At 58.4% G+C, this 26,531-nt stretch carries 21 protein-coding genes and 1 pseudogene; 9 read left to right on the forward strand and 13 right to left on the reverse strand.

Annotation, left to right across the window (positions count from 1 at the left end; translation table 11 throughout):
- Positions 1-101: 101 nt before the first annotated feature.
- From IB238_RS06945 to IB238_RS06965, 5 genes and pseudogenes are all read right to left on the reverse strand, one after another.
- Entirely contained in the window at positions 102-542 is a 441-nt protein-coding gene (locus IB238_RS06945) for a DJ-1/PfpI family protein (RefSeq protein ID WP_210333465.1), read from the reverse strand.
- Positions 543-681: 139 nt separating this feature from the next.
- Positions 682-1,941: an adenylate/guanylate cyclase domain-containing protein gene (locus IB238_RS06950; RefSeq protein ID WP_192244756.1), complete on the reverse strand. Its 1,260-nt coding sequence runs from the start codon at positions 1,939-1,941 to the stop codon at positions 682-684.
- The gene (locus IB238_RS06955; RefSeq protein WP_192244758.1) at positions 1,938-2,327 is read right to left on the reverse strand and encodes a response regulator; all 390 of its coding nucleotides are present in this window, start codon (positions 2,325-2,327) and stop codon (positions 1,938-1,940) included. Before IB238_RS06955 ends, IB238_RS06950 begins: the two co-directional genes overlap by 4 nt.
- Positions 2,328-2,349: 22 nt before the next feature.
- A complete protein-coding gene (locus IB238_RS06960) occupies positions 2,350-5,358 on the reverse strand; it encodes a GAF domain-containing protein (RefSeq protein ID WP_192244760.1) in 3,009 nt (1,002 codons plus the stop codon).
- Between the two features lie 399 nt (positions 5,359-5,757).
- Positions 5,758-6,002, reverse strand: a pseudogene (locus tag IB238_RS06965) (DUF2277 family protein); the annotation flags it as partial.
- A gap of 226 nt (positions 6,003-6,228) precedes the next feature.
- Between IB238_RS06965 and IB238_RS06970 the strand changes: the two are divergent.
- The 4 genes from IB238_RS06970 to IB238_RS24920 all read left to right on the forward strand — a co-directional run bounded on the left by IB238_RS06970 (position 6,229) and on the right by IB238_RS24920 (position 10,684).
- A complete protein-coding gene (locus tag IB238_RS06970) occupies positions 6,229-6,471 on the forward strand; it encodes a hypothetical protein (protein ID WP_192244762.1) in 243 nt (80 codons plus the stop codon).
- A gap of 167 nt (positions 6,472-6,638) precedes the next feature.
- A complete protein-coding gene (locus IB238_RS06975) occupies positions 6,639-8,117 on the forward strand; it encodes a DUF1254 domain-containing protein (protein ID WP_192244764.1) in 1,479 nt (492 codons plus the stop codon).
- Positions 8,118-8,366: 249 nt separating this feature from the next.
- A complete protein-coding gene (gene ilvD, locus IB238_RS06980; protein WP_192244766.1) occupies positions 8,367-10,040 on the forward strand; it encodes a dihydroxy-acid dehydratase in 1,674 nt (557 codons plus the stop codon).
- Between the two features lie 119 nt (positions 10,041-10,159).
- Complete coding sequence (locus tag IB238_RS24920; RefSeq protein ID WP_348648246.1) at positions 10,160-10,684, forward strand: serine hydrolase domain-containing protein; 525 nt, start codon at positions 10,160-10,162, stop codon at positions 10,682-10,684.
- A gap of 105 nt (positions 10,685-10,789) precedes the next feature.
- Here the strand turns inward: IB238_RS24920 and IB238_RS06990 are convergent, their stop codons facing one another.
- The 3 genes from IB238_RS06990 to IB238_RS07000 all read right to left on the reverse strand — a co-directional run bounded on the left by IB238_RS06990 (position 10,790) and on the right by IB238_RS07000 (position 14,889).
- Positions 10,790-10,936, reverse strand: coding sequence for a hypothetical protein (locus IB238_RS06990; protein WP_192244769.1), 147 nt, complete (start codon positions 10,934-10,936; stop codon positions 10,790-10,792).
- A gap of 70 nt (positions 10,937-11,006) precedes the next feature.
- Positions 11,007-13,004, reverse strand: a complete 1,998-nt coding sequence (locus IB238_RS06995) for a C1 family peptidase (protein ID WP_192244771.1) — start codon at positions 13,002-13,004, stop codon at positions 11,007-11,009.
- Between the two features lie 91 nt (positions 13,005-13,095).
- The gene (locus IB238_RS07000) at positions 13,096-14,889 is read right to left on the reverse strand and encodes a heme peroxidase family protein (RefSeq protein WP_192244773.1); all 1,794 of its coding nucleotides are present in this window, start codon (positions 14,887-14,889) and stop codon (positions 13,096-13,098) included.
- A gap of 427 nt (positions 14,890-15,316) precedes the next feature.
- Here IB238_RS07000 and IB238_RS07005 point away from each other — a divergent pair, with 427 nt between their 5' ends.
- The 5 genes from IB238_RS07005 (at position 15,317) to IB238_RS07025 (ending at position 22,033) form a co-directional block, all read left to right on the forward strand.
- Positions 15,317-16,357, forward strand: coding sequence for an AI-2E family transporter (locus tag IB238_RS07005; protein WP_192244775.1), 1,041 nt, complete (start codon positions 15,317-15,319; stop codon positions 16,355-16,357).
- 511 nt (positions 16,358-16,868) lie between these two features.
- Positions 16,869-18,530: an acetolactate synthase large subunit gene (locus IB238_RS07010; protein ID WP_192244777.1), complete on the forward strand. Its 1,662-nt coding sequence runs from the start codon at positions 16,869-16,871 to the stop codon at positions 18,528-18,530.
- 35 nt (positions 18,531-18,565) lie between these two features.
- Complete coding sequence (locus tag IB238_RS07015; RefSeq protein ID WP_192244779.1) at positions 18,566-20,167, forward strand: FAD-dependent oxidoreductase; 1,602 nt, start codon at positions 18,566-18,568, stop codon at positions 20,165-20,167.
- Positions 20,168-20,516: 349 nt separating this feature from the next.
- The gene (locus IB238_RS07020) at positions 20,517-20,843 is read left to right on the forward strand and encodes a hypothetical protein (protein ID WP_192244781.1); all 327 of its coding nucleotides are present in this window, start codon (positions 20,517-20,519) and stop codon (positions 20,841-20,843) included.
- Positions 20,840-22,033, forward strand: coding sequence for a helix-turn-helix domain-containing protein (locus IB238_RS07025; protein WP_246723493.1), 1,194 nt, complete (start codon positions 20,840-20,842; stop codon positions 22,031-22,033). Before IB238_RS07020 ends, IB238_RS07025 begins: the two co-directional genes overlap by 4 nt.
- A gap of 65 nt (positions 22,034-22,098) precedes the next feature.
- Here the strand turns inward: IB238_RS07025 and IB238_RS07030 are convergent, their stop codons facing one another.
- The 5 genes from IB238_RS07030 to IB238_RS07050 form a co-directional block, all read right to left on the reverse strand.
- Positions 22,099-22,761: a hypothetical protein gene (locus tag IB238_RS07030; RefSeq protein ID WP_246723494.1), complete on the reverse strand. Its 663-nt coding sequence runs from the start codon at positions 22,759-22,761 to the stop codon at positions 22,099-22,101.
- A gap of 8 nt (positions 22,762-22,769) precedes the next feature.
- Positions 22,770-22,931, reverse strand: coding sequence for an efflux RND transporter permease subunit (locus IB238_RS24530; protein ID WP_246723495.1), 162 nt, complete (start codon positions 22,929-22,931; stop codon positions 22,770-22,772).
- Between the two features lie 110 nt (positions 22,932-23,041).
- A complete protein-coding gene (locus IB238_RS07040) occupies positions 23,042-23,467 on the reverse strand; it encodes a biotin/lipoyl-binding protein (protein ID WP_348648204.1) in 426 nt (141 codons plus the stop codon).
- A gap of 288 nt (positions 23,468-23,755) precedes the next feature.
- Positions 23,756-25,009: an arginine deiminase gene (locus IB238_RS07045; protein WP_192244783.1), complete on the reverse strand. Its 1,254-nt coding sequence runs from the start codon at positions 25,007-25,009 to the stop codon at positions 23,756-23,758.
- A 14-nt stretch (positions 25,010-25,023) separates the two neighbouring features.
- Positions 25,024-26,460, reverse strand: a complete 1,437-nt coding sequence (locus tag IB238_RS07050) for a basic amino acid/polyamine antiporter (RefSeq protein WP_192244785.1) — start codon at positions 26,458-26,460, stop codon at positions 25,024-25,026.
- Positions 26,461-26,531: the final 71 nt, after the last annotated feature.

A 26,531-nucleotide genomic window follows, 5' to 3' on the forward strand; every position in this document is an offset into this window, starting at 1 on the left:
TGCCTGTTCCAGTCCATGCAACTCAGCGACGAAGTACAGTGCGGCGTCGATCCCGGCGGAAATGCCAGCCGAGAGAACAACCTTTACGTTGTCGACAACCCTCACATCCTGAAGAACACTCGCAGTCGGAGCATCCGCCTGGAGTTCTGCAAGGGTTCCGCCATGCGTGGTTGCCTGCAGCCCGCCAGCAGCCCAGCCTTGGCAAGCAGCAGAGCGCCAGAGCATACGGACAGAACCCGCTCAGCCTGGTCAGCATGCTGGCGAATGAAATCCAGAACTGTGGGATTATGCTTCTCCCGGCGCGTTCCGAAGCCTCCTGGAACGACAAGAATGTCCATGGTGGGGCAGTCGCGGAAGCTATAGTCCGGATTGATGCCGAGGTTGTTCCTGGCCAAGACAGGCTTGCTTTCTCGGGCGACGGTGTAGACGTCGAAGAGGCGCTTACCTTCCCGCTGCCCTGTTACTCCAAACACCTCGAAAGGCCCCGCGAAGTCCATGACTTCTACGTTGTCGAACAACAGGACGGCGACACGTCGTGTCATTTCGCTCTCCCTGCCTCGGCTGTGCAATACGGAGGGGAAATATAACACGGGAGATGGTTCCTCAGACAGATCGTAAGCACCGGCTCTGGCTCAAAGCTCCCATCGAAGGCAATGAGAAGGCGGTGTCGGTCGCTTGGCTTTAGTGTACATTTTTGAGGTTGATGGTCGTGCTGAATTCGCCGTTCATCAGTCGCTTCAGGTGAAAGGCAGCAAGCGGGTCCTCGGGGTTGCGAGCAACCAGGGCAGCGAATGAAGCTACGGCACGAGGATTGCCGGTCTCCAGCTCTTCGAAGGCAGCCATGTACGCCTGCGTTGCGCCGTGGGCATAACTTTCGGCCTCAAGCGGCTCGAAAGCGCGGATCGGCTCTACCCTGCCTCTGAGCAGGAGGTCGCCAACAGGGCGGCCGCAGAACCCCTGCATGTTCGCTGCGAGGATGGCACTCACGCAGATACGTGTGCCAAGCGACTTGTTGGCCGCCTCCAGGCGTGCGGCAACGTTGATGGTGTCACCGTAGGCGCTGTAGTCGAAGAACCGCCCTCCACCGAAATTGCCGACCACGGCCGTGCCGGCATGCGCGCCAATCCGAGTGTGGCCAAGGGTTATTCCCTTCCGGCACCAGTGTTCACGGAAAGACCGTGCGAAGGCGTCAAGGGCGAATGAACAGGAGATCGCGCGACTGGCATGGTCCGGTTGTTCGACCGGTGCGCCGAACAGCACATGAATTGCGTCGCCAATGATCTTGGCGACAGTACCGTCATGGGCGAACACTATGTCGGTCATGCCAACGATGTAATCATTGAGGAGTTGCCCGAGCACGTGCGGCTCGATCGTTTCCACCAGCGTGGTGAACCCGGTTAGATCGGTAAAGAGCGACGCAACATCCCGGCGCTTTCCACCAAGATCAAGAGCATCGGCGCTGCAGGCCAGGCGTTCGGCGAGATTCGGCGAAAAGTAACGGGAAAGCGATGCACGCGCCTGCTCGGCCGCCGACTGCCTGCGCTGCGCCTCGCGCAGTGCCTCCATGTGGTGGATCGTCTTGACGATCGTCGCCTCCAAGTCAGGAAAATCGATCGGCTTCGTTACGAAGTCATATGCGCCGCGGTTCATCGCGATCCGGATATTGGCCATATCGCTGTAGGCAGAGACGATTATCGTGGACAAATCCTCGTCCCTCTGCTGAAGCTTCGCCAGCAGCGACAGACCATCCATACGCGGCATGTTGATGTCGCTTAGCACGATATCCACGTCATTGTTGGCCGCAAGCACGGCCAACGCGTCAATGCCGTCGCGGGCAAACAAAAAACGCAGCGTGCCGCCGCGAATTTCCTTCCGGAACTTCTGGACGAGAAGCATCTCCAGGTCCGGCTCGTCATCCACAACGAGTATGCTTGTGCTCATGCGGCGCGCCCAATTCGCATGTCGATTTCTTCTCGCAATGCGACAAAGTCGATCGGTTTGGTCAGCAGCGCTTCTGCACCGTTTTCGATGGCCCTTCGCTTTGTCTCCGGATCGCCATAGGCGGTAATCATGATGACCGGCACGTCAGGCCGCAAGCTCCGCGCCTTGGGCAGTAATTCGAGCCCGCTCATCCCTGGCATGTTGACATCGGACAATATGAGAATGAGCGTCACGTCGGCCGCGTTGGCGATCCGCTCGAGTGCTAATGCCGCCGATTGGGCAAACTCCATCAAAAAGCGACCTGCGCGCAGGTCATGGCGGAATTGCTGCTTGAAGAGCAACTCGATGTCAGGTTCGTCATCCACCACCAGGATAAGAAGGCTCATGATTTGCCCTCCGGCATTGCAATCACTGCCGCAATCGCGGCAACCGGATGCGAAACTCTGTGTATTGACCAGGCTGCGTCTCCATCTCGATCGAACCGGCATGCTGCTTGACGATGATATCGTGGCTGAGCGAAAGGCCGAGGCCCGTCCCCTCGCCAGCAGGCTTGGTCGTGAAGAAGGGATTGAATATCCGCTCGCGCAGCTCCGGCGGAATGCCCAGGCCATTGTCGCGAATAATGATCTCAACGCTGTCGCCGAGGTTTCTGGTCATCGCGGCAAGCGTCGGCTCGTAGCTGTCGCCACATTCTGAAGCGGCGCGTTTGCTCGTCGCATAGAAGCCGTTGGAGATCAGGTTGAGAAGCGCGCGCGTAATCTCCTGCGGATAAAGGTCGACCTCCCCGGCTGTGGGATCGAGCGATTTCTCCAGTGTGATGTTGAAACCCTGCTTTTCGGCCCGGGCCCCGTGATAGGCGAGACCGAGGCTCTCCTCGACAATGGCGTTGATATCGGCTGGCCGGTGTTCGCTTGGGCCCTGACGTGAGTGCAGGAGCATGTTCTTGACGATCGAATCCGCCCGCTTGCCGTGCTGGATGATCTTTTCAAGGTTGCCTTTGAGCATCGCTGTGCGCTCGTCGATCTCAGCGCGCGTCGCGTCGCCGGCTATCGTGCTGTCGAACACCTGCTGAAGCTCGTCGATCAATTCGACCGACAGCGCCGAAAAATTGTTGACGAAGTTCAGCGGGTTCTTGATCTCGTGTGCGATGCCGGCCGTGAGCTGTCCGAGCGAGGCGAGCTTTTCCGTCTGGATCAACCTGTCCTGCGCGGTTTTGAGTTCCTCGAGCGAGCGCGACAGTTCCTCGGTTCTCGCCTGCACTTCCTTGAAGAGACGCACGTTTTCGATGGCGATAACCGCCTGATCGGCGAAGGTCGACGCCAACTCGATCTGCTTGTCGGTGAAAGGGCGCACGGTCGAGCGGGTCAATGCGAGCACGCCAATCGGGTTTCGTTCCCGCAACAGCGGTACCCCAAGCACGGTGCGAAACCCGCCAAGCCTTTGTGCCTCGGGCATCGCGTATTCCGGATCATCGAGGACATCGGCAACCTGGACCGGGCGCATCTCCTGAAGGGTTCGCCCGACGATGCTTCCGCGCCCCGGCTCCAGCGGGAGAGCGCGAAAATAGTGGTCGAATTCCTGGGAGAATCCAAAACCTGCGACAGGGTAGTGGGCGTCTCCCATCGGTCGGGTCATCGTTGCCATGTCCGCCTCGCAAAGCCGTGCAGCGGAGGCCACCAATGTGTCGAGCACGGCCTGCAGATCGAATGCGGAGCGGCTGATGATCTTCAGGACGTCAGCGGTCGCAGTCTGCTGCTGCAGCGCCTCGGACAGCTCTGCCGTTCTTGCCTTCACTTCGTCGAACAGCCGTACGTTCTCGATCGCAATGACGGCCTGGTCTGCAAAGGTCTGGAGGAGCTCAATCTGCTTTTCGGTAAACGCCCTGACCTCGGTCCGACGAATGACGAGGCCGCCAATTGCTTCGCCCTGCCGCAGCAAAGGAGTTGCCAGAGTTGTCCGGTGGCCCATGCGGACCGCCATCTTGTATCCGTCCGGAAAGTCGTCGGGCACGGCGATCATATCAGGCACATGGACGGGCCTTCGTTCAACCACGGCGCGCCCGGTCACCCAGTTCCGTGACACAGGCCAGCCAGGGAAATCGATTGGAATTGGGCCATGGTGTGCTCGCAGGTGGAGCATGTCTCCATGTTTCAGGAATATCGCCGCGTCGTAAGCCTCGCACAATCGCCCGGCGGACTCGACAAGCGTGTCGAGGACGGTCTGGAGGTCGAAGGCCGACCGGCTGATGACCTTGAGAACATCGGCCGTTGCCGTTTGCTGTTGCAGCGATTCCTTCAGCTCGAGGTTCCGTTCCTCCAGATCGGTAAACAGCCGGGCATTCTCGATGGCGATCCCTGCCTGGTCGGCGAAGGTCCTGAGAAGTGCGACCTGGCGATCGGGGAACAATCCCGGATCGGATCGTGCGACGACAATGGTTCCGATCGGAACACCCTCGCGGATAATCGGTACAGCTACCAAGCTTCTGTAGTTCGAGGATCGAGCACCCATGACGGTATGGGCCGTGTATTCGGCATCGACGCGCCAGTCCTCTATCTGCTCCACCGATCGGCTGAGGATCGAACGCCCGGCGGCACTGCCTCGATGCGGCGGGGCTGGAGGCACTGCGCCTTCGGGTTCCAGCCCGTTATGCGCCACGAAATGCAACAATTCGCCGTCATAGCGAAACACGTGGCAATATTGACCGCCGCAAAGTCGGGCGGCACGCTGCGCGATCGTGTCGAACACCGGTTGTACATCGGTGGGCGAAGCCGAGATGACGCGAAGTATCTCGCTTGTTGCCGTCTGCTGTTCGAGCGCCTCGGCAATCTCCAGGTTGCGCGCATGCGCTTCCTCGAAAAGACGGACGTTCTCGATGGCGATAACGGCCTGATCGGCGAATGTTCGCAGGAGATTGATCTGCCGTTCTGGAAAGTATCCGACATCGCGACGACTGACGCCGATCGCTCCGATCGGACGCCCTGCCAGTATCAGCGGTACGCCGATGGCACTGCGATAGGACACGATTTTCGCAAGCGGGAGCGCCTGGTATTCGGGATCGGCAAACACGTCAGGAATCTGCTCTATCGTACCGCTGAGGACGGCTCGCCCCGTAACGTTGCCCCGATAGGGTTTCCTCGGGAAATTGGCCTGTACCGCTTCAATACCTTCGCGCGATATGCCGTGATAGGCGACGGGGTGTAGGAGCTCACCGTCGAGCCGAAATACAAAACAGAATTCCGCCGCGCATAGCCTTGCTGCGCTCTCCGCTATCGCGTCGAACACCGGCTGCACATCGTCCGGTGAGGTCGAGATTGCGCGCAGAATTTCACTCGTCGCCGCCTGCCGTTCGAGCGCCTCGGCAAGCTCGTGCTTCAGCAGATTTACTTGACGTCTGATGCTGAGGTCAGAGACCTCCATTTCCGCCCCCTCGGCTCTCCAGCGACGAGCTCAGCGAGGACCCCAACGATCCACCATCGGAAGTGATCACCAATCAACTTCGGCAGAACGAAAGAATAGCCTATCTGACCAGCGGTGACGAGACAGCGATTTTCGCTAAAACATGAGATGCCTTCCTGCCCGCACCCAGATGTGGGCAATGAAGCACGAACGCGATAGCGACAAGGATACATAGTGACTGCTACTGGCAACCCTAAACCGCTCATGCCGACCGGAACTTGGATCGGTAGACCTGCACTAGGCCATCTTTCCGTTTCTGGCGCAAAAGCGGACGAAGGAAAAATGCTGGCGCGACAGCGCCACGGCGTTTTTGCCTCGAAATTGGCCAGCGTCTCTCCGTGAGCCCCGCCAGTAGATCAAGCGAATCTGACTGCGCTTCTCGCGCGCCTTTGCGGCTTCTTCCTCACGGTTGCGTGGCCGTTGCGATGTCTCCATGCGAGCAGTTCGCGGGCGCATTCCGCGATTGAACTCACCGCCCGATCGAATGCCGCTTCGTTCCGCTTTGATGGTCTGGTCGTTCCGCTCAGTTTGCGCACGAACTGCAATGCAGCATCGTGAACTTCCTCGTCCGTCGCCGGAGGATCGAAATTGAACAAGGTTCTTATGTTTCAGACAGCGACCTTACGATGCGCTCACTGCTGCCGGTAGCGCTTCCTTGCCAGGACCGGCATCCTCAAGTGATAGATAGAATGAGCTATCGTTCGATGTCAGGGCGAGGCGTACACTATCGGCTCGCGCTACACGTGCGGCAAGTGTCTTGCTTGGTGTTACACTTTCGTGCTTTTCGTGCCAACCTTCGGATGTCGATGCTTCGATCGGGCGGCTTTGGCGATGAAGAACGTACTCAGCCCCGAAGAGATGAGTATATTTCCTCCCGAGATTTTGGAGGAAATTCAGCGAATTTTTAAAAAACTCTGCGAAGAGCGCGGTTTGGCGCGAGGCAGTGACGGAGCCAGCAATCTCGCTCGTTCGATTCTGGTTCACTATAGTCAAGGTGTGCACGACACGGATACCCTTGAGACGTTATTGCGCGCGGATCCCCCTGAGAGCGAACCGCCGGTCGCCCTGCACTAAGCCTGCAACCTGGGCAGATGACCGTTCTTGGCCCATTGCGGCCATTAATTAGTATGTAATTTGTCCTGTCCGCTCCACTTTGAATCTGCCAAACGCGCCCTACAACTAGGCTTTGAGGACAGCGAAAAGTTGCTAGTCCACTTCATCTTGCAATTGGAGCTAATAGCATGTGCATCAGCAAGAAGCTTGCAGCATCAATTTCCTTCACTCTCCTCGTCACTTCAGCGCCTGCCCTATCGCAGGAAGCCAACCCGTTCGAGGGGAACAGGACCGTCAAGACGCGTATCGGCGACCTGACCTTCCAGAGCGGATACCCATCCGCTGAGACGGTGACGAAGCTCTATGACGAGATGGACTTCCAGCGGGCGTCGCAAGCTTACTTGTGGGGCATCCCTGCGGTCGGCCTGAATGAATGGCGACGAGCGCACTATAGTGTGTTCGGCGGTAAGAGCGGCGAAATGCTGACCTATCTCGACTTCGCCGAGAAGCTGGGCATCCTGACGCCCAATTACACCACGCCATACATCGCCACCTTCGTCGACCTGAAGGAGACAGGCCCCTTCGTCGTCGAAGTGCCGCCAGGGCTGATCGCTGGCATGATCCTCGACAATTGGCAGCGGGTACTTGCCGATCTCGGTGTAGTCGGTCCAGACAAGGGGAAAGGAGGCAAGTACCTCATCATGCCGCCCGGCTACGGCCCGGTCGAGGCTCCCGGTTACTTCGTCGTGCAGGCAACGAGCCGTGACGTACTTGCCGGGTTCCGGCTGCTTGGGGACGACAAGGAGGCGGCCATTGCCGAGATCGTTCCCAAGATCAGGACCTATTCATGGACGGTTGAAGGTGCCGGCGTGCCGATGCCCGCGCGGGCTGCAGGCGACAAGAAGTGGAGCCAGATGCCGCCGCGCGGCCTGGCTTATTGGGACAGCCTCAATGAAGTCCTACAGCGCAATCCCATCGATGAGCGCGATCGGCTAATTCTCGCACAGCTAAAGTTCCTCGGTATCGAAAGAGGCCAGCCCTTCAAGCCTGACGAACGCCAGACGAAACTGCTCGAGGAAGGCGTTCTTGTCGGAGAGGCGATCGCCAAGGCCAACACCACCGACAAACGCGTCGAGCCGCCATTCTGGGAAGGGACGAACTGGAAGCATGCGCTGGTCGTCTCTGTCGATCAGAAGGCCAACACCTACGATCAGCTCGATGAGCGTGCCGCTTGGTTCTATGAAGCCGTGGTCATTTCAAAGGCCATGCTGACCGAGACACCCGGCGTGGGCCAGCGCTACATTGCGTCCTACAAGGACAAGGACAGCAATTGGCTTTCGGGAGAGAACACCTACAAGCTGCACGTTCCGGCAGACCCTCCGGCTAAGGGCTTCTGGTCCGTCACCGCTTATGACGAAGCGACACGCCAGATGCCCGTAACCGAGCAGGGACGGCCGGACATCTCCTCGCGCAAGGAGGACATCGTCAAGAACGAGGACGGGTCCATCGACGTCTACTTTGGCCCCATTGCTCCCAAGGGCCACGAGGCAAACTGGGTACAGACCAATCCCGACAAGGGATGGTTCGCCTACTTCCGCTTCTATGGACCTACTGAACCGTTCTTCGACAAGTCCTGGTCTCTTCCAGACATCGAAAAGATGAAATAGCTCAGCCGGAGACTCTGGCGGTTCGGGGGTTGGCGCAACGGTGACCCGCGTTGTCACTGCGTCATGTCCGCTTTGGAGCAACAGCGACCGGTGGCTCGATGGCCATTATGAAGGCGCAAAGTGGCCGTGAAGTTTCGGCCGCTGCAGGCCCATTTCAGTCCTGCGAACCGCCGAAAGAAAAACGGGCTCTCGCGATCTATGCTATGACTCCTCCCAGTCCCCTCGTTAGCCCGAAGCCGGAGGCGTGCGATGCCCTTTAATGATAGGTCAAAGCATATTACCGAGGGGGTGGCGCGCTCACCTAATCGCGCCATGTACTACGCGCTCGGATATGAGAAAGCCGATTTCGACAAGCCAATGATCGGCATTGCAAATGGGCACTCCACGATCACCCCCTGCAATGCAGGACTGCAGCCGCTGGCAGATGCGGCGATCGCATCGATCAAGGCGGCAGGTGCGAACCCTCAAGTCTTCGGCACGCCGACGATATCCGATGGCATGTCCATGGGCACTGAGGGCATGAAATACTCACTCGTTTCCCGCGAGGTGATCGCAGATTGCATCGAGACCGCGATCCAGGGGCAATGGATGGACGGGGTGCTCGTCATCGGCGGCTGCGACAAGAACATGCCAGGTGGGATGATCGGCATCCTTCGGGCAAACGTTCCTGCGATCTATGTCTACGGCGGGACGATCAAACCAGGCAGATGGAAGGGGCGAGAGCTATCCATTGTTTCCGCCTTCGAGGCCGTTGGTGCGTTCATGGCGGGAAACATGAGCGAGGAGGATTTTGTCGGGATCGAACGCAACGCCTGCCCATCGACGGGGTCTTGCGGTGGAATGTACACCGCGAACACCATGAGCTCGTCGTTCGAGGCGTTGGGCATGTCGCTACTTTATTCTTCTGACATGGCCAACACGGACCAGGAGAAGATTGATAGCGCTTCTTTATCCGCGAGCGTGCTGGTCGACGCCGTCAAAAAAGGCATCAAACCTCGCGATATCGTGACGCGCAATGCTATCGAAAATGCCGTCGCCCTGATCATGGCTACCGGCGGCTCCACCAATGCCGTCCTCCACTATCTCGCCATCGCGCACGCAGCAGAAGTCGAATGGTCGCTCGACGATTTCGAGCGGATCCGCAGGAAAGTGCCGGTCATTTGCGATCTCAAACCGTCCGGAAAATACATGGCGGTTGATCTCCATCAGGCCGGAGGCATTCCTCAGGTGCTGAAGCTGCTGCTCAATGCAGGTCTGTTGCACGGGGATTGTCTCACCGTCACCGGGCGTACAATTGCTGAAGAACTCACGGGACTGGCAGATCAACCACGTGCGGACCAGCGTGTCATTCGAACCCTGAATTCACCGCTCTACAGTGAGGGCCATCTTGCAATCCTCAAAGGCAATCTGGCGGAGGATGGGGCGGTCGCAAAGATCAGCGGCTTGAAGAAGCTTGCAATTACCGGTCCGGCTCGTGTTTTCGAAGACGAGCAATCGGCCATGGATGCCATTTTGACTGACAAGATTAAGCCGGGCGACATACTGGTCTTGCGCTATCTTGGCCCGAAGGGCGGCCCTGGCATGCCTGAGATGCTGGCTCCGACATCTGCGATCATCGGCCGTGGACTTGGCGACAGCGTGGGACTTATCACTGACGGCCGGTTCTCCGGTGGGACGTGGGGAATGGTCGTTGGCCACGTTACCCCCGAGGCATTTGTCGGAGGGACAATCGCGCTGGTTCAAGAGGGCGATATGATCACCATCGACGCGCATCGCAAGTTGCTTCAGCTTGAGGTGGGAGAGGACGAAATCGCGCGGCGGCGTGCTCTTTGGAAACAACCCAACCCCAGGTACACTACAGGAGTGCTCGCAAAATTTGCAGCACTCGCCAGACCAGCCAACGAAGGAGCGATTACAGGGTAGTTTCAGTTGATTGCGCCTCTGTTTTGGCAGAATCGTTTGCTCGTCGGGGCTTAGTCCAGCCAGCATTTTACTCACAAACTGTCAGGTTCATTTCAAGGAATGACGACTTTCCAGGAGGGGTGGCCCGATCATGGAATTGGCTGAAGATTTGCTGCTGCGATCGTGCTTTTGATTGCCGGTGCTGCCCTTGCAGACGAAACGCCGCCATCGCAAACTCAACGCGTGCAGAACGCGCTGGACGCTTGGCTCGCGGAGCGCTCGCCGGTCGAAGGCGTCACCGGCATCGCTGCTTATGTCAGCCTCGGCGTCTCAGGACCGAACATCGAAGCCTTTGCAGGCAAACGGGACGCGCCCCTAACGATCCGCCCGTCGACCAGAATACCCTGTTCGCCATGGGCAGCACTTCGAAGTCCTTCGCTGCCGCAGTCCTCTTGAAACTGGAAGCCCAAGGGCTCCTCTCCATCGATGACACGGTCGGTAAGTGGCTGCCGCAATATCCCGCCTGGGGCAATGTCAGCATCCGTCGCCTTCTCGATATGACCAGTGGAATCCCGAACTATTCGGAGACCGAGTTCATCTCGCGCACTTGGGTGGTGCAGCCGAAACGCGATCTTGCCGCGGAAGAGCTGATCGATGCGGTCTAGCCCAGTAGCAGCAACAACCTGCCGGTAACGCAGGGGTATCATTACTCCAATACCAACTACATTCTCGCCGGCCTGGAGAAGCTTGGAAAGAATGTGAACTTTATATCATAAAAACAGCATGATGATCTGCGGAACAAAATTCCCTTGCACAAGCCTGTGTTGAATAATGGCGGGCACCTCTTCCGGCAATAATCTCTCGTATGCCGCTGTTTTTGCATCGCTAATCCAGTCAATGTCTGCGCCAGCGCCCATGCCCCTGGCGCCGTGGCTAGGGACCAAGGAAAGCTGCCGCGCATCCGTTTATCCGAGGGGTATCGCTGCCTCAGCCCCTCTCGGCCGTCCGCTTAATGAGCGCGATGTCGAGGTTCTGACGGAACTGTATGACCTTCGCTTTGGGCGGTTTTAGCGGATCCGGTTTTTTCGCTGTTACTTTCGACCTTCCCGTAATGGTTTCCATTGTAGCGAAGAGGGTCTCTAGATCGTCGTTGAAATCACCATGATGCCGAGCATTGGATTTGTTTGAGCCAGGAGCCTTGTACCACTTGTTGTTCCCCTTCCAGAAGGAACTGGGAATGTGATCCCTCACATCGCGCTCAAGCCCCAGCAGTGGCGTCCCCTTTGGGTTTCGGATGGGAATTCGGGGTAATTTCTCAAAGGCATGGCTCACGAGGTACAGCAGGGATTTGTGGTAGATACCTGCGCAGTCGTCATCCCGTTCGGTGGCATCATCCAGTGTATAGAGTTCAAAGGCCTCAATCTTCCCATCATTGATCAATGGTTCGTATTCATCCTTGAAGAGTTGCATCGTGCATGCGGGAGCCCACAAGGACAGCGTGGAGATCTTGACGCCTTCTTTTGCAAAATACTGAGCAAGGGGTGCCAGCAGGATCGATCCGGCACTATGACCAATCATGTGAATCTCGTCGATCTTTCCTTCCTTCTGCAGTTCGATGAGATGCTTTGCCACCATCCTTGCAGCGCCTTTGGCCTCTTTGGAGGCGAGCGAGGCATTCTCCTTCATCTCATCCCAAAGGGTTTTTCCACCAAGGAGCCTCGTGATTGGCTCGATCGTGTCATCCAGTCGATCGAGCATGAAATCCTTTGCTTCATCCAGGAAGCCTTCCGACTTCCTTCGCAGTACCGCTTCAGCAAGTATGTTCTTCAGCGTCGTCCAGGCATCCGACCGCCAGATAATCGCAAGCGGGTAGATTTCTTCCTCTAGGGTGTCTTCACGGTAGTTCGCGACGTACTGATAGGCAGAATCAGCCGAGACCAGGCCGCCATGTGCGTAGATCATCACACGTTTTTTGTTCCAATCTTTGATCTTGTCGGGAAGCTGCTTTGTGAGGATGTCCCGCAAGCCTGTTGGTGTAAGCCCGTAGACCCCAGTAGAGCAAAGCGCCCCGTCGTTCTCCGCCGTAATAATATGCGGCCGTAGCGACGCATATACAAAGCTCTCATAACTCCTGGGTGCGCTTGCGCTCATTCGAGCGGTGCCTACAGGACTGGTGAATGTTATTGGAGCGCCTAAACGTGCGACCCACACGTCGCATCCGTTCTCGAGCCAGTCGGAGTAATGAACGCGCGCAAGCCCTTTACTGCCCCACTTCTCACCCCATGAATTCTGAATCCAGAAGCCAGTTCGGTCATACCCCACGATCGCAAAAGCATGCCCCCCTAACTTCACTTCGGAATAGGGGATCTCGGTGTCACCTTCGTTGACCTGTGACCACCCTTCATGAACACGGCAGGTAGCAAAAAGAATGCCTGCTTCTGTGATGGCAGAATGCATACCAACAAGATCTTTGGGATTGACGCGGAAATAGGCCCCGAGTGGACGCTCCAGAGCATCCGAAGCTATAATTTCGTCGATGTCGACTTCTTTTCGGTTATCCTTCCAAATGGCCTTCGAGCAGACGCCGTGTTTGTGCCACCCTTTCACAGCACCCCGCGCACTTGAACCGTCATATTCCTCACCTGGCCACTCATCGTATCTTTTTGCCATGACATAAAGCATGCGTGCGCTGGCTTGAGCCGCATCTGGATCCTGGACCGCTTGCTCACCGTTGTTAATTCGAAGCAGGTAGTTCACGACGGTTGCCAGGCCATAGCCTGTGCAAGCTCCCTCCTTGCCTTGATCAAGCACCGGGATATGCAACGCTCTGTAAGCATCAAGATTGGACGCGGATCTTACCTCCACGAGATTCGCGACGTACATGCGATCTCGGAAATCGAGTGTATCAGGAAGAGCGTCGAATGTGCGATTGAGGCCATCAGAGGTAGAACCCCGGTCAGCCTTGATTTTTGTTCTTTTCACCATTTTTGCGCCTGCCTTTTCCTACCGATTTGAATGTTCAAAGACTTCAAAAAGGGGCTACGGTGTCGACCGCGGCACGGTAGCCCCTTGGTCGCTATTTCAGAACCTTTGCGAAGCGCATCCATTTAATCAGCGAGTCGATTTCACTTCCGTCCGGCATCCGCAGCGGACTGTGTGTTGGAGTAAAGCCGCGAGACAAAGCGGAGTCCGGATCGGAGAGAAGGACGCCAACGAAGGTAGAGGCGACGAGGTAGCTACCAACCTCACCGAGACGATTTCCTCCAGCGGCCTCTGCTTCAGCCAGAAGGTAGAACCAGAGTGGTGTGCGTTGATGAAGCTTTGAAAGCGTGCCTTTCAAGAAATCTCGAAGGTCTGCTTTGTGATTAAAAAGCGTGGAGATATCAGCAATCGGAGCGGACGAGACAGCGCCGATTTGCTTCAGATAGGCGTGTAGCGCCTGCCCTGTCGGGAGCCTCAGATTGTAGCCTCGCCGCAGATTTCGGCGAGCGAGGTTTTTGAAGAGCTTCTTAAGTTCCGCAGTCGGCTGGTCCTCGCCCTCCTTGACCATGTCGCCAAGGGATGGAGCAAGTTCGGTGTCAATCTTCCGTGCCAAGCGAGCGGGTTTCCCATCGGCTCCGTCATTCGGGCTGGGCCCAGTGAACCTTGCCCAGTCGATAATCCAGTTCTCTGGCAATGTCTTTTGATTGGAAATTGCGCCACCACCACCCGTGAACTTGAACAAGAGTTCAAGGGAGGCTTCAGCCAATATGCCAGTTACGTTGGGATCAGGTCGTCCGAAAGCTCTGTTGTAGTCATACTTCGCACGGACCATCGAATGCCCAAAGCGATAGGCCGCAACGGAGAATTCGAGAGGCAGAGCGTTACCAAGCCTGGAATTTTGCCTTCTGGAATCGAATTCGGCTCTGAATTTGAAGAAGTGTGACGCGCGGTCTTCAATGACCTTTGCCACCACATCGCTGCGACAGACCCCTTTCAAGTACCCCTCAACGATGAGCCATTGATAATGAAGCCGTGTCAGGATTTGCGCTGAATTAAAATCAGCCAACCAACCGGTCGGGTGGCTGTCCAAGAAATCGATGACCCTGTTGTGGAAGCGCAGGAAGCTCAAATGGAATTGCGCAACGACCAGGTTCTCATCGTTGCGCGTGTCGCCAATGAGCGCCCGCTCAGGCAGCGTTTCCTTGAATTTCTGGAAAGCGGTTGCATCCATTGACGCCTGAGCAAGCCGAAGAGCCGCACCCCTTACAGAAGGCTGAACTTGCCCATATCGCGGAAGATCCCGATGAAGATCGAGGTTATCTGGACGAGGATCAGCATCGTGAGCCGTACCAACTCTCATCTTGTTGATGAACGTCGGGTGCCTCATCCCTGATATAACGGTCATTACATCAGCTGTAATTCCAGGACCCAATGGAGATCCACCGTACACGCTGTCGAGATCGAACCGAGGCGATCTCGCATTTCGCATCTTCGCTTCAACGACAGAGGATGCCTGAGGCGGATGCGCTTGGGATATGTTCGTAACATCGCTCTCGCGATCAGTGCGAGCTGTCAGCTCATGGTCCAGGAACTGGCCCCAACAGGTCAGAACTGGCGGCATGTCGGAATTACCCGCCGTGCCTTCTGCAACGGCGGCGTCAATCATCTTCTCACCCAGAGCATCGAGATCATCGACAGTCTGCTGTGCGACAGGCAAGTACTTTTCAGGGGCATCAAGCGGGGGCATCAAATACCCGAAGTCCGCTTCCTCATCGACCGCTATATCAGTTCCCACAGGTTTGCCCGCGCCGAATTTCGGTGATTCGTCTGCTTGTGACCCTTCAGGCTGCTTTTCCTTCCCGCCGTGTGATTGAAACACAATAGTCATGGCTCTCTCCTTGAGATGGTTTCAGTTGGGATCCCCGGCCCCACCATGTCGAGATCAAACTGAACGCAGTGCGAGCATCGTCCGCGAGCTATCTGCGTCCGTTAAGAATGAAGTACATCGCCTCTCAGCAATGACGACCAGAGATTGTCTCTATGTTGAGTGCGGATTCACTACACGAAATAGCGGTAGGTGTATCATCAGTTTGATGCAACTATAGGCTTTACAACATTTCGCGCGACGAACGCCTGGAATGAGACAGTGTTTACTCCTCGTCCAGACCTGGTTGAAGTGCGTCGCCTCGCTTGGCCCGACAAGTCTTGAGCAAGAATTGCCGCGTGGTCAGAGCGGTAATCACTCCATCCATTCCTACTTGCGAACCGTGTCAAAGCCTGCGTAAGTTTCCTGTTGGCGGGAACGGGGGCTTCTCATGGTTGGCGCTGGACGAGGTCAGGTGACCGGATTGGTGACGGCTGCTGTGCTCGTTCTCGCCTTGCTGAATGTCGCCCAATCAGTCTTCGTTCCGCTCGCGTTTGCCGTCCTGGTCATTGCGTTAGTATGGCCACTCCAGGCGGCACTGCAGCGCGTAATGCCGCGCCTGGTTGCGCTGCTCATAACGCTGCTGGTGACGATCATCGCCGTGGTTGCCGTGGGTTCCTCAATCGCCTGGGGGCTGAGCGTACTCGGGCATTGGCTCTTCCTGAACGCCGGGCGGTTTCAAACAGTCTATATCGACTGGACGCAGTGGCTGGAAGAACACGGGGTGGCCATCGCCGGCCCGCTCTCGGAACAGTTCAACGTCGGTTGGCTCGTCGGCTTGCTGCAGGGTGCCGCCGGTCGCATGAATAGCGTCGCCGGGCTGATGTTGGTGGTCTTCATATCTGTCATGTTGGGCCTTCTTGAAGTCGAGGACTTCAAGCGGAGGCTGCTGTTGCGGAGCGTCCAGCCGCAGGGCGCGATGATTCTGGAAGCAAACTTTAGGATCGGCGCGAAGCTCCGACGGTTCATGGCCGTGCGCACCTTTGCCAGCGTCTTGACCGGATTGGTCGTTTGGATTTTCGCTCGATTCGTTGGCCTTGAGCTGGCCGCGGCCTGGGGGGCGATCGCGTTCGCGCTCAACTACATTCCCTTCCTCGGGCCATTTATCGCGACAGCCTTTCCGACCCTGTTCGCAATCGCCCAGTTCGAAAGCTGGCAATCCGCGGTTTTTGTCTTCGTCGGTCTCAACCTGATCCAGTTTGTCATCGGCAGTTACTTCGAGCCAAGGCTGACGGGCGCCTCCCTGGCGATCTCTCCCTTCGCCGTGATCTTCGCCGTATTCTTCTGGAGCTTCATGTGGGGGCTGCCCGGAGCTTTCATCGGCGTCCCTATCCTGATCTGCCTCATCGAGTATGGAGCACAGGTGCCGGCGACGAGGTGGATAGCAACGCTCTTGTCAGGCAACGAGGGGAGTGGGGACGGAGGCAATTGAGGTCACGACGCGACCAGAAATGATCAGTCACCGCCCTATCCTCTTCCGTTGAAGTACTCTGAAGAAATACCGAAGGCAACATCTTAAGTTTACAACTGATCACGATTGATCTGAGTCAAAGCACCTCCAATAGGGCGTGACAAATTGTAACGTACCGGGAGGGCACGCGGTATGGATATTGAACTTAGCAGAGATCACGCGAAGCGGTTGTCTCGAACGTCACAGCGCTTTCTCAGATATCAAATACTTTATCGCGAGTTCTTGCTCTGAGCGGCCCATCCCAGCCTTCATAGACCGATCATTTCAATGGAATTGTTCAGTGGGCCACCTTTGATGCGCTTTAAGTCGGTGAAAAGACTGAACACGAAGCGCAGCCTGGCAGCGGCCGAAGCGTTTCAACCAGCGCGTCGGTGTAGAAACCTGGGCGCACAACGCGACCACTCCCAGTTCGACATGGATGAACGCAGTACATTCGCCAGAACACTTCACCGCTAGAGCCAAGGAATTCTCCATGCCCAATGGTGCACGAGCCCTGATGAGCACCCTGGTCAATGCCGGGGTCGAAGTCTGTTTCACCAATCCGGGCACCTCCGAGATGCACTTCGTGGCGGCACTGGATTCAGCCCCGGGAATGCGGGCGGTGCTGTGTCTGTTCGAGGGCGTTGCCACCGGCGCCGCCGACGGCTACGCGCGCATGACAGGCAAACCAGCGGCGACGCTCCTCCATCTCGGCTGCGGCCTTGGTAACGGCCTCGCCAATCTGCACAATGCCCGCAAGGGAAAAGTGCCGATCGTCAACATCGTTGGCGACCACGCGACCCATCACGTACCCTTCGACGCACAATTGCAGTCCGACATCGAGACGGTTGCCCGAAACGTTTCTCCTACTTTCGTGCGCACCTCCCGCTCCACTGCCGAGCTGTGCCGTGACGCCGTCGATGCGGTGAAGGCCGCCCGCGGCCTACCCGGCAAGGTGGCGACTTTGATCCTGCCCGCCGACGTGTCGTGGGGAGAAGGTGGAGTTCCCGAACCCCCACCGCAGATTCCTCCGCCCGAGCCGGCCGATGATGCGACTGTGAACGCTATCGCCTCGGTGATCGGGTCGGGTCGCAGCGCTGCGCTGCTCCTCGGAGGCGGCGCGCTTGGCGAAGACGCTCTCCTCGCCGCAGCCCGCGTCGCTGCAGCCAACGGGATCAAGGTCTTTGCCGAAACCTTCCCCACGCGCATGGAGCGCGGCGCAGGTCTGCCCCCTGTGGAACGGATCGCCTATCTCGCTGAACTGGCTTCGGTACAGGTCGCCGACATCGAGGAATTGATCCTGGTGGACGCAAAGGCGCCCGTCTCCTTCTTCGCCTACCCCGGTAAGAAGAGCCTTCTGGTCCCCGACGGATGCAAGCTGCACACGCTGTCCACTCCCGAACAGGACGCGGCTGGCAGTCTGGAGAAGCTCGCCCGCGCTCTCGGCGCCGATCAGGCCACGCCAAAGCTAGCCCCCCAGGCCCGGCCGGGTCGCCCGCGCGGGAAGAAGCTTACCGCGGAGAAGGTTTGCAAGGCCGTCGGTCATCTGCTGCCGGACAATGCCATCCTGATCGATGAAGCCATAAGCTCGGGATTGATGCTGCCGAGGTTCACTGCAGGTGCCCCGCGCCACGACCTGATCACACTGACCGGCGGGGCCATCGGTCAGGGCCTGCCGAACGCGATCGGTGCGGCCATCGCCTGCCCCGACCGCCCTGTGCTGGCCCTGATCGGCGACGGCACCGCGATGTACACGATCCAATCATTGTGGACGCTGGCGCGTGAGTCACTCGACGTCACCTGCATCATCTTCAATAACGCTTCCTACTCGGTTCTCAACATAGAGCTGGAACGGGTGGGAGCGGAGGAAGCCGGTCCCAAAGCCCGCTCGCAGTTGGACCTGAACGGGCCGATCCTCAACTTCGCCAGGATTGCCGAGGGCATGGGTGTTCCGGCGACCCGTGTCTCGACCACGGAAGACTTTCTGCAGGCGCTGGAATCGGCTCTGGCAAAGCGTGGACCGAGCTTGATCGAGGCGATGGTGCCTCCCACGCTGTCGGGACTCAAACTCAAGCTGCTGCCACACGTTTTGGGCTCGCTGGACGGCCTGCCCCGACCGATAGCCCGCATACTCAAGCGCAAGATCGCACCCTGAAACGCTGTGGCTGAGCGGGGTTTGAGGGATCGAAGATGACTAAGGTGAACCGATCGGATGTGCTGGTTGTGGGGGGCGGTCTCGCCGGAATCGTCACAGCACTGGAGTCCTTGCGAGCGGGTCGCTCCGTGACCCTTGTGGACCGCGACACACCGGAACGGTTCGGTGGTCTCGCCCTATGGGCCTTCGGCGGCATGGCCCTGGTGGGCACCCCCTTGCAGGCACGCATGAAGATTCCCGACACACCGGAGATCGCGCTGCGCGACTGGCAACGCTTCGGAGAACTCACTGAAGCCGACCACTGGCCACTGCAATGGGCACGCTATTACGTCGAACGGTCGCGGGCCGAAGTTTACGACTGGTTGATCTCTCACGGCCTGAAGTTCATGCCCGCGGTGAACTGGGTCGAGCGGGGGCTACTGGGGAACGGCAACTCTCTTCCTCGCTATCACGTGGTGTGGGGCACGGCCCGCCACCTCACGCTCACCCTCGTCGCCGCGATGCATGCCGCAGACTCCGGTGGCCGGCTCACAGTGCTCCACCGGCATCGCATCACGCGTCTCGAAAGGGAGGCAGGTATGATATCAGGCGTGGTGGGCGTGAACGAGGATACGGGCGCTGAAGTCCGTTTAGCCGCACCGGTGATCGTCCTGGCCATGGGTGGTATCAACGGGACGCATGAGCAGACCCGCACCAATTGGGTCGAGGGGCGTCCCCTGCCCCGGACGATGCTGAACGGTGCCCACCCATTCGCAGACGGTCGTTTGCACCACTGGGCGGCCTACAGCGTAGGCGCACAAATAGTCAACGCCGGGGAAATGTGGAACTATGCTGCGGGGATTCCCCATCCGTTTCCACACTTCGAGGGCCACGGGCTTTCCACGATTCCCTGTAAATCAGCCCTGTGGCTCGATCACCGGGGGTTACGCATCGGGCCCAAGCCGCTGGTCACCGGGTTCGACACCCACGACCTCTGCCAGCGGGTCGCCGCGTTGGAAAGGCCCTACACCTGGCATCTGCTCAATCGCCGCATCGCCGAGAAGGAATTTGCCATCTCGGGCGCTGAACACAACCCAAGCATCCGGGACAGACGCATCTTCGCATTCCTTCGTGAAGTCCTCTTCGGCAATCGTCGGCTGGTCGACCAGATGGTGCACGAGAGCCGTGACGTCCTGGTGGACGACACGCTGGCGGGGTTGGCCGCCAAGATGAACGCGCTCACCGGCACCGACGATGTAAAGGCGGACGTCCTTGAGGCAACGGTGGACGCTTTCGATGCCAACTTCGCCTATGGCCGCCGGCTCAGCAACGACGATCAGATCAGACACATCCTCCACGCCCGCCAGTGGAATCCGGACCGGCTTCGCACCTGCCGGCCGGCACCACTACGGAAGCCGGGGACAGGTCCCTACATCGCCATCCGGATGCAGCTCATCACCCGAAAAAGCCTGGGCGGCCTGCAGACTGACCTGGAAAGCCGCGTACTTGACGCCGCGGGTAAGCCAGTTCCAGGCTTCTACTGCGTCGGTGAGGCTGCAGGGTTCGGCGGCGGCGGCGCCAGCGGCAAGCGGTCGCTGGAGGGCACGTTCCTGCCCGGTTGCATCATGACCGCGCGCGCCGCGGCACGGTCAATGTGAAAATAGGGCGATATTGATGCGGCAAGTCGCCCGTTCTGGAAGGGCGCCGTGTGATCTCGCGAGGCGGATGTTGCCATATCTCCGACCCGTTGTGCGGAACGCCCTTTCTGTTCGCAAAGCATCCTGATCGGATCATCCCCTAAGTCGGGACCCGGTGGCTTGTCGGAAGCAATGTACGACAAAAGCCATTCACCTCTCCATCAATACTACAGCTAGTGATTGAAATCAAACATCCTGTCCGTTAGTCTCCAATCGAGATGTCAGAGGGATGTTGTTCACCCCCAAGCCATCGGCTGCACGCATGCATGAGATCGCCCTCCAGGCGATTTGATCGCCATGAGGGATGCCGATGTTGTCCACACGCAGCATAGCAGCTATCCTGTCTCTTCCGATCGCAGAACACGCGACACGTCAGGTGCTGATAAGTGCTGGTGATTTGGCAATCGAAGGTCACCGATCTTTTAAAATGAAAAGCGGCAGGCGACCCGTGGCCAAGGAATTGGCAGCACGGGTGGTATGCCGCAGCGGCGATCGTTTCAGAGGCATGACCCTTTCGGTGGGGCGTTCGGCGATGAGCATGGTTCATTCTGCAACGATGCTGCACACTGGCCCAGCGAAAGGTCTGGCGAGCGCATGTTTCGATGGCGGCGTCGCCTGTCCGGAGGTGCTGCCATGAAGACGGAGGGTGGTATGTTCGGCCGGGCCACGGCAAACTCCATGACGCTTCACGTCGCAACAGGTGGCACCGCCGACATGCTGATCGAGGTGCCCGCAGCGCCATCCACCTCACGGCACATGTCCCACTCGCTCGTCCGCAGTTATGCCTTTTCGACCGACGACCTTCCAATCGCAGACAGGTTCAACAATTGGCGCTGCAGTTTCGCACCGATGGTGGACCTGAGCGGGACCAAAGAAGCGATGGCTGATTTTCATGGCAGTCAGATACTCTGGGACCTCGGCGGGATAGGATTCTCAAGGATAATGACCGGCGCAGTAAGTTTTTCCAGCCGGCCCGCACATCTTCAAAGCCGCCCGCTCGACCATTGGGTCATGACGCTCTTGCTGAGCGGACACACAACGACAACGACGCCAACGCATTCGTTCGATTGCAGGCCTGGTATTGTTCAGGTTCACCCGCTGGGGCGTACTTTCCACGGCAAGGCTTCGGACAGCGAGATGCTCATGCTGTGGATACCCCGCGATTTCTGCCGTGATATTGCGCGCGTACTGGACTCGGCGGAGTTTTCGATACTGGACACCGCGATGGGACGCATGTTCGCCGCATTCATGATCGGCTTGGGCAACCAGGCCGCGTGCCTCCGTCAGGACGAACTGCCCCAGTTGTTGGCCGCCACCCGCGAAATGATCCTGGCCTGCGTTGCTCCGAACCGGGCCTATACTGAGGATGCGCAGCGAGCAATCTTCGCACTTCTGCTGGAACGTGCGCGGCAGTTCATTCAAAACAATCTATACAGTCAAAAGCTTGGTGCAGAGATGCTGATGCGCGAGTTGGCCATCTCCCGAACGCGGCTCTATCGGCTTTTTGAACCCGCAGGTGGCGTCAATCGATACATCCAGCATCGCCGTCTACTCGACGCACATTCCGTGCTGGCCGATCCCAATGAGAATCGGAAAATTCTTGAGATCGCCGAGCAACGCGGCTTTGATGGCGCGGAGTTCAGCCGCGCCTTCAGGCGCGAGTTCGGCTACAGCCCAAGCGATGTTCGCAAAGGGGAAAGGGCAAGTATGCCAAGTTACACCGGTGCTGATCTTGCCAGCCTCGCCCCCAAGGAACGGCTTGGTTCCCTGCTCTGGCGCCTTCAGACTGGGGAAAAGTTGGAAGCGCGTGACCGGGCTGTTTCATAGGGGATCGGAGCCAGCGTCGAAAATCGACATTGCGCCATCGCGGGAACGCCGCTGGCGTCGCAACACTATTCGTCCGCTTGCGGCGGCAAATCCGCAGGGGCTTTATGGTAACGAATACCGACCGTCGCCTGCGATAAGCGCCTGTACAGTTGGCGCTCCCGGGCGAGTGGCCACCAGTCATAGAGGAAGATCTCCAGTGGACGCCACAGCGCAACCCAGCCGACGATGACAAGCCCCTCCTCCACGAAGCGGACAATCCCCGTCGACGGCAGCAACACAGTGAAGGCTTGAACAGCCACAAGGCAGAGTCCGAGAATTGACAGTCCGACAAGAATGGCGCGCCGCCCCACACGAAAGAGCTCGCGCATTTGCCGGCCAACCGCCTGGGTCCGATGGGCGAAATATGTCGATACCGATGCACCAAGACTATGGGCCGCGTCTTCGTCCACGCTGCCTTTCGGCAAGTAGATCACCATCTCCAGCGCCACGTCGCGCGGCAATTCGCGCGCGCTGTCGACGATGTACTCTTCGGCATCCTTTGACAGATCCCGCTCGCGGAACGGATATGGGTCGAGCGTCTCGAACAATTGGGAGACATTGTCGAGATTGATCTCGATTCTGTTATTGCACCCGCCGCCCATCAAAACCTCCCGAAGCAGTCGGGCGGGGCTTAGCACCCCTACATTCTTGCGGCAATTTTTGGTTTTTGGCAGCGTGTGTACCTTCATGCCAGGCCTCACCCGGTAGTAACGGCCGCCTCATCCTCAAGGCTCGCCTCTTTTTCGCCGACCTGCTCTCGTCTCCCCTTCGCTTCCGGCGGGACGCAGAAGCAAAGGACATAGAGCGCCGGCAGGAAGATCAGCGTGAGGACTGCGGCAACGATCAGGCCACCGATCACGGTGAAGGCAAGCGGCTACCAGAAAGGATCGCGAACGATCGGCAGCATGCCGAGGATCGTCGAGCCGGCGGTCAGGAAGATCGGGCGGACCCGATTGGTCGTCGCATCGATCACGCTCTGCCTCGACTTGCCCTTTCCGCGATTGACTTGTCGATCTGGTCGATTGGCCGAGCGGTACGAGCATCGTCTTGACGGTGAAATCGGGGGCCTCGCTCCTGCCGAGGTTCCAGAAGGAGAAAACGCCGGCAATCGCCCCAAGCAGCATAGACGCGAAGGGCAGCTTCGGCCGCGTTGACGCTGGCCTCTGCCGTGTTGGCTTGGGCGATCGCGGCGTCCAATGCTTGCCGCGTGGCAGTGCGCGGGTAGAGGCTTTGCGTCCGGTCGCGGTTGGCGATTGCATTGTCGAGGTTCGCCCTTGCCGCGAAAAGGTTTGCCTCGGCCTTGCGAACCGCATCCTGCTGGTCCTCGGAATCCAGCATGGCCAGCACCGTTCCCGGCTCCACAAGATTACCAACCTCGACGTTGCGCTCGCGCACCTCGCCGCCCTGGCGAAAGCTGAATTCGTTTCGAAGCGCGGCTGGACCTCCCCGACGAGCGAGCCGAACGTGTCGTCGGGATTGAAAGAAACGGCGACGGTTTTGACTGGACGCGGCGGTAGCTCCGTGGATTCCTCTTCCTTTTGGCATCCGCTCAACAGGATAAGTGCGAAAACTGCGGGATTACTGTTGCGGAAGAACGGGCTCGCGAAAGACGAACGTGGCGCCATGGTGACGGCTAGCCATCGCGCAGCGGCAGCCGCGCGATGGGAGTCGGGCTGTGCCAGCTCAGTAGTCGACCGGATCGCGGACGATCGGGCATGTCATGCAGTGACCGCCGCCGCGGCCACGACCCAGTTCGGCCCCGGTGATCGTGATGACCTCGATGCCTTCCTTGCGCAGCAGAGTATTGGTGTAGGTGTTACGGTCGTAGGCGTAGACGACGCCCGGCGAGGCGCAGACGAGGTTGGCGCCGCTGTCCCATTGGGTGCGCTCGCGCATGTAATCGTTGCCGCCGGTCTCGACGACACGCATCTTCTTCAGGCCCAGCGCGTCGCGCACCGTCTCGACAAAGGTGCCCTTGTCCTTGTGCAGCTCTACGCCGCCCTTGCCGTCCGGACGATAGGAGAAGGCACCGATCCCGTTGACGATATCTGGATAAAGCAGCACGCAATCACGATCGGCAAAGGTGAAGACCGTGTCGAGATGCATGGCGGCGCGCAGCTTCGGCATGGCCGCAACGATCACGCGCTCGGCAGCACCCTTCTCGAACAGCGCTGCTGCGACCTGGCTGATGGCCTGGCGCGAGGTGCGCTCGCTCATGCCGATCAGCACATTGCCCTTGCCAATCGGCATGACGTCGCCACCTTCGAACGTCGCAAGGCCCCAGTCCTTGGTTGGGTCTCCCCACCAGATGTTGACCTTGCCGGCGAAATCCGGGTGGAATTTGTAGATCGAGCTGGTGAGGATGGTTTCCTCGTGCCGCGCCGGCCAGTAAAGTGCATTGAGGGTAACACCGCCGTAGATCCAGCAGGTCGTGTCGCGCGTGTAGAGGGTGTTCGGCAGCGGCGGCAGCAGGTATTCGTTGACGCCCGCCGCATCGCGGATAAGCGCCAGTTGCTCGCCACCGATATTTTCAGGGAATTCGAACGTCGAAAGGCCGCCGATCAGCGTTTCGGCGAGTTCGCGGTTGGACAGGCCTTCCAAATAGGAGCGAACTTCATCGAGCAGACCGAGTCCGATCTGGTTGGGCACGACCTGATTGTCGAGGATCCATTTCTTGGCTTCGGGAATGGCCACCGTTTCAGAGAGCAGGTTGTGCATTTCTAAAACTTCGATGCCGCGGTCGCGCATCTTGGTCATGAAGTCGAAATGGTCGCGCTTGGCGTTTTCGACCCAGAGCACATCGTCGAAGAGGAGGTCGTCACAATTGCTTGGAGTAAGGCGCTGGTGGGCGCGGCCGGGTGCACACACCATGACCTTGCGCAGTTGACCGACTTCAGAATGAACGCCCAGCGCCTGGGTGGAACTTGCAGAAGACATGCGTTTCCTCCTTTTCAGATTGTCAGGTAGCCGGTGGCCAGTCCGATGATCGCAGCAATGCAGCCTATAACGGCGGCAACGAAGACCACCCAGTCCACGGTGGTGTTGAAGATCTGCTTGCCCTGTTCGCGCCGGGCCCAGAAGTAAAGGAGGGTGCCGGGGGCGTAGAGAAGCGCGGACAAGAGGACGAACTTCATACCGCCGGCGACGATCATAAACATCGTGTAGATCGCGGCGATGCTGGCAATGGTCAGGTCACGCCTGCGTTCCTGCGGCCTGAGCTGTTCGTAGGTCTCGCCGCGCCGCGCCACAAGATAGCCGTAAGCGGCCACGAACAGGTAAGGTATCAGGGCCATCGCACTTGTCAGGTTCAACATCAGGGCGAAAGCGTCCTGTGACCAGTACGTGCTGATGACGAAGAGCTGGACGATGATGTTGGTCAGCCACAGCGCAGCAGCGGGCACCCTGTTTTGGTTCTCGGTGCCGAACAGGCGCGGCATGTCTTCCGTGCGAGCGGCGACGTAGAGCACTTCGGCGCAGACCAGCGACCATGCCAGATAGGCGCCCAGCACCGACACGATCACGCCGATGCTGATGAAGACTGCTCCCCATGGACCGACAACGGCTGCCAGGACACCCGCCATCGACGGTTGGGCCATAGCGGCGATTTCAGGCCGCTGGAGGGCTGCGTAGGGCAGAAGCGTGACAAGGACCATCAGAGCACTGACTCCGACAAAGCCCATAATCGTCGCCTTGCCGACATCGGCGCGTGTCTGCGCATAGCGAGAATAGTTGCTCGCACCCTCGATACCGATGAAGACGAAGACGGTCGCCAGCATCGTCGCCCGTATTTGCTGCAGGAGGCTTGCCTCCGGCATGCCCTCCCCGCCCCAAAAATTGGCGCGAAACAGGTCGAGCTTGAAGGCGAAGAAGAGGATGATGATGAAGGCGATGATCGGAACGATCTTCGCAACCGTGACCACAGTGTTGATGAAGGCCGCCTGCTGGACCCCCTTCAGGATCATGAAGTGGAACAGCCAGATGCCGACCGAGGCCACGACGATGGCGATGAGCGTGTTGCCGTCGCCAAAGACTGGGAAAAATTTCCCCAACGTGGATTTGATCAGCACCCAGTATGACACGTTGCCGATGCAACTGCCGATCCAGTAGCCGAAGGCGGAAAGGAAACCGGGATAGTCGCCGAAGCCTTCCTTGGCGTATGCATAGACACCGGCATCAAGATCGGGCTTGCGTTCTGCCAGCGACTGGAAGACGCGTGCGAGCATATACATACCGCCACCAGCGATACACCAGGCGATGATTGCGCCAAACGGTCCGGTTGCATTACCAAACGTTCGCGGCAGGGAGAAAATACCCGCACCGACCATGGAGCCCACGACCATGGCTGTCAATGCGAAGAGTGAGAACTTCTGCGTCGTTTCCGAAGACATCTTTCCCCCGATAAGTTGTTAAGCTGGCAATTCTTTCCTCAATTGAAATGGCTGGCTACGATTGGAACTAT

It is taken from the genome of Rhizobium sp. ARZ01 (assembly GCF_014851675.1).
Classification (GTDB): Bacteria; Pseudomonadota; Alphaproteobacteria; order Rhizobiales; family Rhizobiaceae; genus Mycoplana.

Bases quoted from the DNA above. Each gene is read 5' to 3' on its own strand.
- IB238_RS07005 (WP_192244775.1), top strand. From the start codon at position 15,317: ATGGTTGGCGCTGGACGAGGTCAGGTGACCGGATTGGTGACGGCTGCT.
- IB238_RS06990 (WP_192244769.1), bottom strand. From the start codon at position 10,936: ATGGGCGCTGGCGCAGACATTGACTGGATTAGCGATGCAAAAACAGCG.
- IB238_RS06995 (WP_192244771.1), bottom strand. From the start codon at position 13,004: ATGGTGAAAAGAACAAAAATCAAGGCTGACCGGGGTTCTACCTCTGAT.
- IB238_RS06970 (WP_192244762.1), top strand. From the start codon at position 6,229: ATGAAGAACGTACTCAGCCCCGAAGAGATGAGTATATTTCCTCCCGAG.
- IB238_RS07000 (WP_192244773.1), bottom strand. From the start codon at position 14,889: ATGACTATTGTGTTTCAATCACACGGCGGGAAGGAAAAGCAGCCTGAA.
- IB238_RS06950 (WP_192244756.1), bottom strand. From the start codon at position 1,941: ATGAGCACAAGCATACTCGTTGTGGATGACGAGCCGGACCTGGAGATG.
- IB238_RS06955 (WP_192244758.1), bottom strand. From the start codon at position 2,327: ATGAGCCTTCTTATCCTGGTGGTGGATGACGAACCTGACATCGAGTTG.
- ilvD (WP_192244766.1), top strand. From the start codon at position 8,367: ATGCCCTTTAATGATAGGTCAAAGCATATTACCGAGGGGGTGGCGCGC.
- IB238_RS06960 (WP_192244760.1), bottom strand. From the start codon at position 5,358: ATGGAGGTCTCTGACCTCAGCATCAGACGTCAAGTAAATCTGCTGAAG.
- IB238_RS07045 (WP_192244783.1), bottom strand. From the start codon at position 25,009: ATGTCTTCTGCAAGTTCCACCCAGGCGCTGGGCGTTCATTCTGAAGTC.
- IB238_RS07015 (WP_192244779.1), top strand. From the start codon at position 18,566: ATGACTAAGGTGAACCGATCGGATGTGCTGGTTGTGGGGGGCGGTCTC.
- IB238_RS06975 (WP_192244764.1), top strand. From the start codon at position 6,639: ATGTGCATCAGCAAGAAGCTTGCAGCATCAATTTCCTTCACTCTCCTC.
- IB238_RS07020 (WP_192244781.1), top strand. From the start codon at position 20,517: ATGTTGTCCACACGCAGCATAGCAGCTATCCTGTCTCTTCCGATCGCA.
- IB238_RS07010 (WP_192244777.1), top strand. From the start codon at position 16,869: ATGCCCAATGGTGCACGAGCCCTGATGAGCACCCTGGTCAATGCCGGG.
- IB238_RS06945 (WP_210333465.1), bottom strand. From the start codon at position 542: ATGACACGACGTGTCGCCGTCCTGTTGTTCGACAACGTAGAAGTCATG.
- IB238_RS07030 (WP_246723494.1), bottom strand. From the start codon at position 22,761: ATGAAGGTACACACGCTGCCAAAAACCAAAAATTGCCGCAAGAATGTA.
- IB238_RS07025 (WP_246723493.1), top strand. From the start codon at position 20,840: ATGAAGACGGAGGGTGGTATGTTCGGCCGGGCCACGGCAAACTCCATG.
- IB238_RS07050 (WP_192244785.1), bottom strand. From the start codon at position 26,460: ATGTCTTCGGAAACGACGCAGAAGTTCTCACTCTTCGCATTGACAGCC.